The sequence below is a fragment of the Comamonas sp. B21-038 genome, from assembly GCF_022387135.1.
GTDB classification, from domain to species: domain Bacteria; phylum Pseudomonadota; class Gammaproteobacteria; order Burkholderiales; family Burkholderiaceae_C; genus Comamonas; species Comamonas sediminis.
In genome coordinates, this window is record NZ_CP092462.1 from 4,216,122 (window position 1) to 4,228,141 (window position 12,020).

11 protein-coding genes are annotated in these 12,020 nt (G+C 65.5%); 2 read left to right on the forward strand and 9 right to left on the reverse strand.

What is annotated here, in order from left to right; all coding sequences use genetic code 11:
• Positions 1-30 precede the first annotated feature (30 nt).
• From MJ205_RS19240 to MJ205_RS19250, 3 genes are read right to left on the reverse strand one after another with little or no spacing between them, the layout of a single operon-like run.
• Positions 31-828 (reverse strand): ABC transporter ATP-binding protein, encoded by a 798-nt coding sequence (locus MJ205_RS19240; protein WP_239809920.1) that lies wholly within the window; start codon positions 826-828, stop codon positions 31-33.
• A complete protein-coding gene (locus MJ205_RS19245) occupies positions 825-1,925 on the reverse strand; it encodes a FecCD family ABC transporter permease (RefSeq protein WP_239809921.1) in 1,101 nt (366 codons plus the stop codon). Before MJ205_RS19245 ends, MJ205_RS19240 begins: the two co-directional genes overlap by 4 nt.
• Entirely contained in the window at positions 1,922-3,088 is a 1,167-nt protein-coding gene (locus MJ205_RS19250; RefSeq protein WP_409450148.1) for an ABC transporter substrate-binding protein, read from the reverse strand. Before MJ205_RS19250 ends, MJ205_RS19245 begins: the two co-directional genes overlap by 4 nt.
• Before the next feature lie 250 nt (positions 3,089-3,338).
• Between MJ205_RS19250 and MJ205_RS19255 the strand changes: the two genes are divergently transcribed.
• Both MJ205_RS19255 and MJ205_RS19260 read left to right on the forward strand, forming a co-directional pair.
• Positions 3,339-4,085, forward strand: a complete 747-nt coding sequence (locus MJ205_RS19255) for a response regulator (protein WP_239809923.1) — start codon at positions 3,339-3,341, stop codon at positions 4,083-4,085.
• The gene (locus MJ205_RS19260) at positions 4,082-5,569 is read left to right on the forward strand and encodes an ATP-binding protein (RefSeq protein WP_239809924.1); all 1,488 of its coding nucleotides are present in this window, start codon (positions 4,082-4,084) and stop codon (positions 5,567-5,569) included. Before MJ205_RS19255 ends, MJ205_RS19260 begins: the two co-directional genes overlap by 4 nt.
• A gap of 138 nt (positions 5,570-5,707) precedes the next feature.
• On the opposite strand, the gene mnmE is transcribed toward MJ205_RS19260, so the two are convergent.
• From mnmE to rpmH, 6 genes are all read right to left on the reverse strand, one after another.
• Positions 5,708-7,177, reverse strand: a complete 1,470-nt coding sequence (mnmE, locus tag MJ205_RS19265) for a tRNA uridine-5-carboxymethylaminomethyl(34) synthesis GTPase MnmE (RefSeq protein WP_239809925.1) — start codon at positions 7,175-7,177, stop codon at positions 5,708-5,710.
• A 173-nt stretch (positions 7,178-7,350) separates the two neighbouring features.
• Positions 7,351-8,934, reverse strand: a complete 1,584-nt coding sequence (locus tag MJ205_RS19270) for an ABC transporter substrate-binding protein (RefSeq protein WP_239809926.1) — start codon at positions 8,932-8,934, stop codon at positions 7,351-7,353.
• A gap of 132 nt (positions 8,935-9,066) precedes the next feature.
• Positions 9,067-10,770 carry a membrane protein insertase YidC gene (yidC, locus tag MJ205_RS19275; RefSeq protein WP_239809927.1) on the reverse strand — a complete coding sequence of 568 codons (1,704 nt, stop codon included), beginning with the start codon at positions 10,768-10,770 and terminating at the stop codon, positions 9,067-9,069.
• Positions 10,767-11,051 (reverse strand): membrane protein insertion efficiency factor YidD, encoded by a 285-nt coding sequence (gene yidD, locus MJ205_RS19280; RefSeq protein WP_084635722.1) that lies wholly within the window; start codon positions 11,049-11,051, stop codon positions 10,767-10,769. The genes yidC and yidD overlap by 4 nt, the downstream gene beginning before the upstream one ends.
• On the reverse strand, positions 11,048-11,530 hold the full coding sequence (locus MJ205_RS19285) for a ribonuclease P protein component (RefSeq protein WP_239812800.1): 483 nt from the start codon (positions 11,528-11,530) through the stop codon (positions 11,048-11,050). Before MJ205_RS19285 ends, yidD begins: the two co-directional genes overlap by 4 nt.
• 59 nt (positions 11,531-11,589) lie before the next feature.
• Positions 11,590-11,724, reverse strand: coding sequence for a 50S ribosomal protein L34 (gene rpmH, locus MJ205_RS19290; RefSeq protein ID WP_084635723.1), 135 nt, complete (start codon positions 11,722-11,724; stop codon positions 11,590-11,592).
• Between the last annotated feature and the right edge of the window lie 296 nt (positions 11,725-12,020).

Here is a 12,020-nt window from a genome sequence, read left to right on the forward strand (position 1 = left end):
TCAGCGCTGAGGCGGTGCATGCCTAGCCGTTCAGGCCAGCAGGCCGTCCACCATCACCTGCGGAATGCCGCGCGAGCAGGGCTCGACACGGGCCTGCACGCCATAGACACGGGCCAGCAGCTCGGGGTTGATCGCATCGCTGGGGAGGCCATCGGCCTGCAGCTCGCCGTTCTGCAGCACCAGCACGCGGTCGGCATGGCGCAGCGCCAGGCCCAGGTCATGCAGCACCACCAGGGTGACCATGCCGCTGCGCCGGGTCTGCTCGCCCACCAGCGCCATCACATGGAACTGGTGGTTCAGGTCCAGCGCCGACAGCGGCTCATCGAGCATCAGCACCTGGGGCTGGCGGACCAGCGCCTGCGCCAGGCCGGCCAGCTGCGCTTGGCCGCCCGATAGCTCATCGAGGTGGCGCATCGCCAGGTGGTCAATGCCCAGTTGCTGCAGCACAGCAGCGCATTGCATGACCGCATCCTGGGCTGGCTCGGCACCTGCATGCAGGCTGTGGGGCGAGGCCTTGCGCGCCGCCATCAGCGATTCGATCACGCGCAAATGCACCGCCGCCGGCAAGGCCTGGGGCTGGTAGACCACGCGCCGGGCGCGCTCGGCCAGGCTGGCCTGGTCCAGCGACTGCCCTTGCAAGCGCACCTGGCCGCTGGCACGGGTCAGCCCCGCAAGCGCCCGCAAAAAGGTCGATTTGCCACTGCCATTGGGGCCCAGCACCACGGTGACCGTGCCCGGCTGTAGATCGGCCACCGACAACGAAGGAATGACGACGCGCCGGCCATAGGCCACATGCAGTCCGCTGATCTGCAAACCGCCGCCGCTCATGCCCGCCCCCGGGTGCGCAGCACAATGGCCAGAAAGAAGGGAATGCCCACCAGCGAGGTGACAATGCCCACCGGCACGATGACGCCCGGCACCAGCGCCTTGGATGCCACCGAGGCCAAGGACAGCACCAGCGCGCCAGTCAAGGCCGAGGCCGGCAGGTAAAAGCGGTGGTCATCGCCCACCAGCCGGCGCGCAATATGCGGTGCGACCAGGCCAATAAAGCCGATGCTGCCGACAAAGGCCACCGACAGGGCCGCCAGCAGGCTGATGCGCAGCAGCGCACCCAGGCGCAGGCGCCGCACATCCACACCAAAGCTGGCCGCGCGGTCCTCCCCCAGGCGCAGCGCCGTCAGCCGCCAGGCATTGCGCATGGACAGCGGCAGCACCACCGCCAAGGCCAATGCCAGCGCACCCAGCTTGGGCCAGGTCGCCCGCGAGAGGCTGCCCATGGTCCAGAACACCAGACCCTGCAAGGCCTCGGCCGTGGCCACAAACTGCAGCAAGGACACCAGCGCATTGAAGCTGAACACCAGCGCAATGCCAAACAGCACCACGCCGGTGGCGCTCATGCCACCCCAGCGGGCCACCAGATCGAGCAGCAAGGCCGAGGCCATCGCAAACACAAAGGCATTGGCCGGCACCGCCCAGGATGCAGGCACGCCCGGCAGGCTCCAGTCCAGCACAATCGCCAGCGCTGCGCCAAAGGCGGCGGCCGACGACAGCCCCAAGGTAAAAGGGCTGGCCAGCGGGTTGGCCAGCACGGTCTGCATCTCGGCACCCGCCAGGCCCAGCGCCAGGCCGACGGCCACCGCCATCAAGGCATAGGGCAGGCGGATATCCCAGACAATCACCCGCAGCGCCGGCGGCGCGGCATCGGGCGTGTACAGGGTCTGCAGCAGCTGCCGCAGCGCCAGGCCCGATGGGCCGGTGGTGAAGTCAAACAGCAGGGCCGCGACAATGGCACCAGCCAGCAGCGCCAGCACCAGCAGGCGCCAGCCCGTCAAGCGACGGTAGGCCTTGGCGTGCTGGCCAGCCTGCCCTGCATCTACGCCCAGCGCAGCCGAAGTGGCTGCGAGCGGCGGCAGGGACACGCTCATGGCTTGGCCTTCAAGGGGGCGATATCGCCCCAGTACGCGCCTTGCATCGGCAGCGCCTGCAAGAAGCGCCGGTTGATCTCGGCCATCGTCGCCTGCGGGTCCACATCGGCAAAACGCTCGGGGTAGAACCACTTGGCCATGGCCTCGATCGCCAAAATATTGGTGGGCGCATCGTAGAAGTTGTGCCACAGGCCATGGGCGCGGCCCGAGCGCACGGCGCTCAGCATCTCAAAACCGGGGCGCTGGGCCAGTTCGCGCAGGCTGCTGCCCAGCTGCGCGGCGCTCACCCCTTCGCCCGCCCGCACCATGGGGCGGCTGCCTTGGGGCCGGCTGCCGGTGGCGATGTAGATGGCCGGGTCCTGGGCGATCAGTGCTTCCTGGTTCAGGTCGCCGATCGCGCCGGGGATCTTGCCTGCCGCGATGTTGATGCCGCCAGCGGCGTCAATGAACTCCCCGACGTTGCCCTTGCCCGCCGTGTGGCAGCAGCCATCCCAGACACCGGCCAGCAGCTCGGCAAACACCAGCGGGCGCTGCTGCGCAGGGATGTCCTTGACCCGGGACTGCACCCGCAGCAGATGCGCCTCGTAGAAATCGGCATAGGCATTGGCCTGCGCCTCGCGATGCACTGCCTGGCCCAGGATGCGGATGCTCTTGGCGGTGTTGCGCACCGGCTGGGCGCGAAAGTCGATGAACACCACCGGCACGCCCGACTTCTCCAGTGCCTGCACCAGGCTGCTTTGGCGGCCCGGGCCATGGCCACCCAGGCCGAAGATGGCGATGTCGGGCTGGGTCGACACCGATTTTTCGTAGCTGACGCTGTCTTCCGAGCTGCGGCCAATCAGCGGAATCTGCGTGATCTGCGGAAAGCGCTGCTGGTAGGCCGCCCAGCCATTGGGATCGGCAAAGGCCAGCTCGCCTTGCCAGCCCACGATGCGTTTCAAGGGCTCAGCGCCCTCCATCAGTGCCAGTGCATACAGAAAGCGGCCTTCGCCCAGCAGAATATGGTCCACCTTGGCGGGGATCTGCACGGTGCGGCCGACGATATCCACCACCGTGCTGCCCTGCGCGGCCGGGGCATCCGCTGCAGCTTGCGCCGGAGCTGCCATGGTCAGACCCGTGGCCAGGCCCAGCCCCAGCGCCACACCCAGCGCGCGCAAGCGCATGCCCGCTTGTGCGGCAGTACGAAAAAGGTCCGACATGCGGACCAGGGATGCGCCTGCAGCTTGCAGTGCCGGGGAGAGCTTCGATGCGGTCATGGTCACAACAAACTAGAATGAAAATCGTTCTTATTGATCAGTGAGCCGCCACTTTAATCAGCGCCGCAGCGGCCCAGCCGCCACCGCCCGCCTGATTTGCAATGCCATGTTTTCGCGCTGCCCTCCAACACAATCCATTACTTATCCGGAGAAAACCGTGACCTCGCCCCCCGCCAGCCTGCCCGGCAAGGCCCGCATCCTGGTGGTCGATGACGACCCCGAGATCCGCGAGCTGCTCTGCGACTACCTGCGTGCCCAGGGCATGCAGGCGGCTGCCGTGCCCGATGGCCAGGGCATGTGGGACTGGCTGGCCCGCCACAGCGCCGACCTGGTGGTGCTGGACCTGATGCTGCCCGGCGTCGATGGCCTGGCGCTGTGCCGCAGCCTGCGCGAGCGCACCCCCATCGCCGTGGTGATGCTGACGGCACGTGGCGCGCTGATGGACCGCATCCTGGGGCTGGAGATGGGGGCCGACGACTACCTGCCCAAGCCCTTTGACCCGCGCGAGCTGCTGGCCCGCATCACCGGCGTGCTGCGGCGCACGCGCCAGGTGCCGGCATCGATGCACGAGCCCGAGCACCTGGCCACCCTGCGCTTTGCCGGCTGGACCTTGAACATGCAAAGCCGCAGCCTGCATGACCCCAAGGGCCTGCTGATCAGCCTGGCCCAGTCGGACTACCGCGTGCTCTGCGCGCTGGCGCAAAACCCGCAGCGCACCCTGAGCCGCGACTACCTGGCCGAATACACCTTTGGCCGCGAGCGCCAGGCGCTGGACCGCGCCGTCGATGTCTGCATCAGCCGCCTGCGCCAGCACCTGGAGCCCCAGCCACGCCAGGCCCAGCTGCTGCGCACCGTGCGCAATGCCGGCTATGTGCTTGCCTGCGAGGTCGAGACGCTGGCGTGAGCACCGCCCCCGACACCCCCGCCACGCATCGCACCGGCCGCTGGCTTCCCAGTTGGTTGTCGTGGTTGGCGCGGCTGTGGCCGCAAACCCTGTCCGGCCGCATTGCCGCCATCCTGGTCATCGGCATGCTGGCCGCCCAGGCAATGACCGGCACCATCTGGTGGGAAATGCGCCGCAGCCAGCTGCTGGATGTGCCCTTGCGCCTGGTGGCGGCACGCAGCGCCGATACGCTGGCCTTGCTGCGAGCCAGCCCGCCCGAGCAGCGTGCCGCGCTGCTGGCACAGTGGCAAGGCAGCCGCTACCAGTTGCATCTGGTCGATGCACCCGATGCCACGCAGACCTCGCCCTACCCCGAAGCCCAGGCCTTGATGGCCCAGGTGGTGCGCGAGCGCCTGGGCCAGCCCGTGCCGCTGCAATTGCAGCAGTTGGCGCTGCTGGGCGAGCGCAGCACCGATGGCCGCCGCAGCCCCGTGCTGCTGGCCGACAAACCCGAAGCCCATGTGCGCCTGCTGCTGCAACTGCAGGACGGTCCCTGGCTGCAGATCGATGCGCAGGAAGGCGAAATCGGCCAGCCGGTACAACCCCTGCAGGCGCTGGCCGACTATGTGCTGCGCGTCTACCTGCTGCGCAGCCTGGTGATTGTGGCGGTGGCCCTGGTGGCAGTGCGCCTGGCCATGCGCCCCCTGCAGCGCCTGGCCGCCGCCGCCGAGGCGCTGGGCCGTAACCTGCAAAGCCCGCCGATGGATGCGCGGGGCCCGCGCGAAGTGCAGCAGGCTGCGCAGGCCTTCAATGCCATGCAGCAAAAAATCAACGAAGGCCTGGCCGAGCGCACCCGCTTCCTGGCCGCCGTGTCGCATGACCTGCGCTCCCCCATCACCCGGCTGCGCCTGCGCGCTGAAATGCTGGAGCCCGATGCGCTGCGCGCCAAGTTCCGCAAGGACCTGAAAGAGATGGAGCACATGGTCGCCTCCACCCTCGACATGCTCACCGGTGCCCACGCCAGCGGCCCGCGCCAGACCATGGACATCCATGCGCTGGTGCATGGCGTGGCACAAGACATGCACGAGTCCAGCGGCCTGCCGGTCCCCGTCAGCGGCCAGGCGCTGCAGCCTTACACCGGCTACGCCCAAAGCCTGCGCCGGGGACTTCAGAACCTGGTGGAAAACGCACTGCGCTATGCCGGCGATGCGCAGCTGCACATCGACGACGATGGACAACAACTGCGCATCCACGTGCGCGACCACGGCCCGGGTATCCCCGCCGCGCAGATGGCCAGGGTGCTGGAGCCCTTCTACCGCATGGAACACTCCCGCAATGCCGACTCCGGCGGGGTCGGGCTGGGCCTGTCGATTGCGCAGACGGTGGCACAGGCCCATGGTGGGGAGCTGCTGTTTCGCGCGGCGGATGGGGGCGGGTTGGAAGCGGTGCTGGTGTTGCCTCGGGGGGAGGCTGCCGCTATGAACGACAGCCGTTCTTACACGTAGCCCGGTGACCGTCTTCCGAAAGCTCAGCAGAACCCAATACGTTGGGCGTGGCCCTCATGCTGAACTATCCGGAATTTCCGGATAGTTCTAAGCTTGCCTAGATGTGAACTGACGCTGCGCACGCGCCAGAACTTCGCATCACTTCCCAATACAAAAGCTCGAAAAAATCACCCCCAGCAAATCATCCGACGTGAATTCGCCGGTGATGGCATTCAACGCATGCTGGGCCAGGCGCAGCTCCTCGGCCAGCAGGTCGAGCGCAGGGCTGTCCACATGCAGCTGGGCATAGGCGATGTCCAGGTGCTGTTCGACCTGTTGCAGCGCCTGCACATGGCGGGCGCGGGCGATGTAGGTGCCTTCGGCGGCGGGCTGCCAGCCGGCCATGGCCAGCAGCTGCTGGCGCAGGGTGTCGAGGCCATCGCCGGTTTTGGCCGACAGCACCAGCGGGGCCTGGCCGCCCGCCGGAGCAGCGGCAGCAGCAGTGCCAAACTGCGCGGCGGCCTCGGCGCTTTGGCGGCGGGCCTCGTCGGCGGTCATGGCATCGGCCTTGTTCCAGACCTGCAGCACCGGTACGGTGGCGGGCAGTTGCTGCTGCAAGGTGGCGGCGATCTGGCGGTCGGCCTCGGCGTAGTCGGGCGCGGCCATGCGGGTCAGGTCGTGCAGGAACAGCACGGCATCGGCGGCGGCGATTTCTTCCCACGCGCGGGCAATGCCGATGCGCTCGACCTCGTCGCTGCTCTCGCGCAGGCCGGCAGTGTCGATCACATGCAGGGGCACGCCTTCGATCTGGATGGTCTGCGCGACCTTGTCACGCGTGGTGCCGGCTATCGGCGTGACGATGGCCAGCTCGGCGCCGGCCAGCGCGTTGAGCAGCGAGCTTTTGCCGGCATTGGGCTGCCCGGCGATCACCACCTTGATGCCCTCGCGCAGCAAGGCGCCCTGGCGGGTGCGCTGCATGACGGCCTGCACGGTGGCGCGCAGCTGGTCCAGCTGGCCATAGGCATCGGCCTTTTGCAGAAAGTCGATTTCCTCTTCGGGGAAATCCAAGGTGGCCTCGACCAGCATGCGCAGGTGCACCAGCGCATCGCGCAGGCGGTGCACCTCTTGCGAGAAGGCGCCGGTCAATGAGCGGCTGGCGCTGCGTGCTGCCGCCTCGGTGCTGGCATCGATCAGATCGGCAATCGCCTCGGCCTGGGCCAGGTCGATCTTGTCGTTCAGAAATGCGCGCTCGGTGAACTCCCCTGGCTCAGCCAGGCGCAGGCCGGGCAGCAGCGGCTTGCCGCTATCGGCCTCTGCCCGCGCGGCTTCCAGGCAACGGGCCAGCAGCAGCTGCAGCACCACGGGGCCGCCATGGGCCTGCAGCTCCAGAACGTCCTCCCCGGTGTAGCTGTGCGGCGCGGGAAAGTACAAGGCCAGACCCTGATCGATGGCCTGGCCGTCCGCCGCCTTGAAAGGCAGGTAGCTGGCCTCGCGCGGCTTCAGGGCCTTGCCGCAAAGGCGCTCGACCAGCGGCGCAATCGCCTTGCCCGACACGCGCACAATGCCCACCGCTCCGCGCCCGGGGGCAGTGGCAATGGCAACAATCGGATCGTGGTGGCGGGCAAGCATGGGCAGGTCTCTGGCGCTAGTGGGGCAAGGCCCACATTATCGGGCGGCTGCGCCAGCCGCCTGCGCCGCAGGCTATTGGCCGGCCCGGTGCCCGCCCAGGTGCCCCCCTGAAACGCCCATGAAAAAAGCCTGCTGGCGCAGGCTTTGGGGTAGTCGGATCCAGCAGCGGCTGCTTACTTGACCGTGGTCCAGGCGGGGATGGGGCGTGCATCGGCGCGGTAGACGGTCTCGATGCCCTTGCGCATGGCCCAGGGGAAAATCTGGTGGTGCACGGGGATCGTGTAGAAGTTGTCCTTGGCCATCTTCAACGCGTCGTTCATCAAGGCATCGCGCTTGGCCGTGTCGGTTTCGGTCTTCAGCGCGTCGATCTTGGCATCCAGCTCCTTGTCGGCAATGCGGCCGCCGTTGTAGACGCCGCCGCCCGCGGCGCCCTTGCTGTGGATCAGCGCGTCCAGCGAGTAGAGCGCATCAAAGGTCGCCACGCCCCAGCCGAACAGGTAGGCGTTCGGGTCGGAGTTCATCACGCGGGTCACGAACTGGGCCATCGGCGTGGCCTGCAGGCTGGTCTTGATGCCAATGCGGGTCCACATTGCGGTGACGGCCTGGCAGATCGCCTCGTCGTTCACATAGCGGTCATTCGGGCATTCGAGCTTGAGGTTGAAGCCATTGGGGTAGCCTGCTTCGGCCAGCAGCTTCTTGGCGCCTTCGACGTCGTACTTGGCAGCACGCTCTTCGAGCTCCTTGCTCCAGCCATGCACCATTGGCGCGACCATGGTGCCTGCGGTGATCGACATGCCGCGCATCGTGCGCTTGTGCAGGCCTTCGGTGTCGATCGCCATGTACATGGCCTTGCGCACGCGCACATCCTTCATCGGGTTCTTGCCCGGGGTGCCAGCGCCTGGCAGCTCGTCGCGGAACACGTCCAGGCCCAGGTAGATGGTGCGGTTCTCGGTGCCTTCGAGCAGCTTCAGCTCGGCGGTCTTCTTGATGCGCTCCTGGTCCTGCGGTGGCGGGTCGACCATGAAGTCCACCTGGTTGGAGATCAGCGCCGCAGTGCGGGTCGCGGCCGACTTGATGGGGGTGAAGACGATCTCATCCACGTTGCCGGTGGGCTTGTCCCACCAGGCGGCGTTCTTCTTCAGGGTCAGCTTCACATCGGGCTGCCAGCTGACGGCGATGAAGGAGCCTGTGCCGTTGGTGTTGCGGCTGGAGTAGCTTTCTTCCTTGCCGGCATAGTCCTGGGTCTTGACGGCATTGTTCTTCTCGGCCCAAGCCTTGTTCATGATGCGCGCCTCGGTCAGCTCGCGCAGCAGGATCGGGTTGGGGCCCTTGAGGATCAGGTCCACGGTGAAGTCATCGACCTTCTTGACTTCCTTGATGCTCTGCGTGGCACTCATCATGTTCGATGGCGGGGTCATGATGCGGGTCAGCGAGAAGACCACGTCATCGGCGGTGAAGGGTGCGCCGTCATGGAATTTGACGCCCTTGCGCAGCTCGAAGCGCCACTGGGTGGGGCTCACCTCGGTCCACTTGGTGGCCAGGGCGGGCTCCAGCTGGAAATCCTTGCCATAGCGCACCAGGGGCTCATAGACCTGCTGCAGGAACGCATGGGTGGTCTGGTGGTTCTGTGCGTGCGGATCCAGGGTCAGGATGTCGTTGGCACCTGCCCAGCGCAAGGTGGCCGCCTGGGCTGCGCCTGCACAGAGCAACACTGCCAGCGCCAGCGCGCTAGGTCGAAAAACCGATACTTTCGCCATACCTGAACCCCTATTTTGTTGAACACACTTTCAAACAGTTGATGCTAACGAAAAAACGGTCGCAAATGCGACCGTTTGGGAGGAGTATCCGGGAATGCCCGCCTAGGCAATCCCTGCATTGACAAATGCCGGCTACTTGAACTTTGGCAGATTGAACTGCGGTGGCACACCCATGCGGGTATTGATGATCCACTGCTGGGCAATCGACAGCAAGTTGTTGGTCAGCCAGTACAGCACCAGACCGGCCGGGAAGAAGAAGAACATCACGCTGAACATCAGCGGCATGATCCACATCATCTTGGCTTGCATCGGATCGGGTGGTGCGGGGTTCAGCGCCGTCTGCAGCAGCGACGACAGGGTCATCAGCACCGGCAGGATGAAGAACGGATCGGGCACCGACAGGTCATGGATCCAGCCGATCCAAGGCGCGTTGCGGATTTCCACCGACGACAGCAGCACCCAGTACAGCGCGATGAACACGGGGATCTGGATCACGATCGGGAAGCAACCGCCCATGGGGTTGACCTTCTCTTCGCGGTAGATGCGCATCATCTCCTGCTGCATCTGCTGGGGCTTGTCCTTGAGGCGCTCACGCATCTCCATGATGCGGGGATTGATCGCCTTCATCTTGGCCATCGATGCATAGGCCTTGGCATTGAGCCAGTAGAACGCAATCTTCAGCAGCAGCACCAGCGCGACGATCGACCAGCCCCAGTTGCCGATGAAGCCGTGCAGCTTGTCGAGCAGCCAGTACAGCGGCTTGGCCAGAATCGTCACCCAGCCGTAGTCCTTGACCAGCTCCAGACCGGGAGCGATGGCTTCCAGCGTCTTTTCGATCTGCGGGCCCACGAACAGGCGCGCATCGATGGCCTTGCTCTGGCCGGGTGCAATCTCGCCCAGGTGGGTGATCTCGCCGACCGAGTACAGGTTGGTGCCGGCCTTGCGCACATAGATGTCGCGCTGCGTGCCTTGGGGCAGCAGCCAGGCGCTGGCAAAGTAGTGCTGCACCATGGCCACGTAGCCGTTGTCGGCTGCCTTGTCCACGCTGTCGGTCTTGCCGTTTTCGATGTCCTTGAAGTCGACCTTGTGGTACTTCTTGGCTTCGGTGTAGACGGCAGGGCCGGTAAACGTGGAATAGAACGAGGATTCACCGGCAGGCTTGTTGCCATCGCGCGTCAGCTGCAGGTACAGCTGCGGGTTGACTGCCGCAGAGCCGGTGTTGACCACCTCTTGCTTCAGGCCAATGGCGTAGTCACCGCGCTTGAGCGTCCAGGTCTTGACCAGCTTGACGCCGCCCAGATCGGGCGACTCGAACACCACGTTCAGTTCGTTCTGGCCCTCGGCCAGCTCGCGCGGACCGGGCTTGAGGGTCATCGCCGTCTTGTGGGTCGGGAAGTTGCCACCGATCAGACCGGTCTGTGCCACGTAGACGCGGTTAGCGCTTTCGTCGAGCAGCTTCACAGGCTTGGTCTTGTCGTCCTGGTCCGCGTACTTGAGCAGCTCGGCACCCACCAGCGATGCGCCTTCGCTGTCAAAGGTCAGGCGCAGCAGGTCGGAGGCCACGGTCAGCTTCTCGCGTGCAGCAGCGGGGGCTGCTGCATCGGCGCCTGCCGTGCCGGGCACGTTGCTGGCGTTCGCAGTTGCCGCAGGGCTGGTAGCGCTGGCAGCGGGCAGACCGTTGTCGGTGCTGACTGCGTCTGCAGGCGCCTGGGCCGTCACCTCAGGTGTGGGGAAGAATGTGGGTTTGCGACCATTGTGGATTTGCCACTTGTCCCAGAGCAGGACCAGGGAGAAACCAAATATCACCCACAAGATGGTGCGGCGAATATCGTTCATGAAGACTTCTCAGAGGGGGAAGAGGATGAATCGGCGGGAGTCACCAGACGACTGAACCAGCGCGGATGCGCGGGGACCGGGTCATGGCCGCCCTCGCACCAGGGATGGCAGCGCACCAGGCGGCGCACCGTCAAATAGCTGCCCATGGCAGCACCGTGCTGTTCCAGCGCCTGCAATGAATAGGCAGAGCACGTGGGCTCGAACCGGCAGGCAGAACCTAGCCAAGGACTCAGCAGCAGCCGGTAGCCGCGCACCAAACCCATGAGCAAGCGTTGCATCATACGCTAAGCGCCTTGGCGCCCTCGTTGCGCTCGGCTTTGGCGGGCAGGCTGTTCTTGTGTGCCCGGGCAAACAGCTGCATCAGCTCGGCCCGCACCGCCTGCTTGAGCACGTCGGAGCTGGGACTGATGAATTGCTTGCGGTCAAACGTGCTGCGCAGGCGCACCACGTGGGCGGCCACCGGCAACTGCGCTTCATGCAGCGCAGCGACGGCATAGATCTGCCGCTTGATCGCATTGCGCGTGACCGCGCGGCGTGCCCAGCGCTTGGGCACCATGGCGCCCAGCCAGGTCGCCTCAAACGCAAAAAGAGCCGGTGGCACAACCTTGGCAGGTTGGTCACCAGGCCCTGATGGGGCAGCATCGCTGCCTGAGGCGTCAGCAGACAAAACCAGCCTGTGCAGCGCAAAGTGCGCAGTACGGGCGATGGTTCCGCCTGCCATGGCGGCTTGGAACTGAGGGCGAGTCTTAAGGCGATGCATAAGTGTCATCCACTGGTGCACTACCTGGCACCCGAGAGGTGCCTGTCACCCTGCTGGCCTTACAGGCCCAGACGCTTGCGGCCCTTGGCGCGGCGTGCGTTGATAACAGCACGGCCACCCTTGGTCTTCATGCGGACGAGGAAACCGTGGGTACGGGCGCGGCGGACTTTGGAAGGTTGGTAAGTACGTTTCATGATGCAATTCCTAGAGAGGCTTGGTTCCGGTTTGTTGGCTGCTTGCGCCCAAATGAATGAACACAAAGGCAACCAAGCTCAAGCCCTGCTCAAGCGCAACACCGGTGAAATAGTGCGGACCACCCCCATGGCAATGGCGCAAGCCAGGCTGCCAGCGCGGCGGACACGCGCGTAAAATTCGCCCTGACATGCAGGGAAACCGCAAATTATCGCAGTGTTTACTGTCCTTGGCAATTACTTGGCTTTGTCCTCGGTTTTTTCTGTAATATGCGCAGACTTTTGCCAAGTCGGCGGCC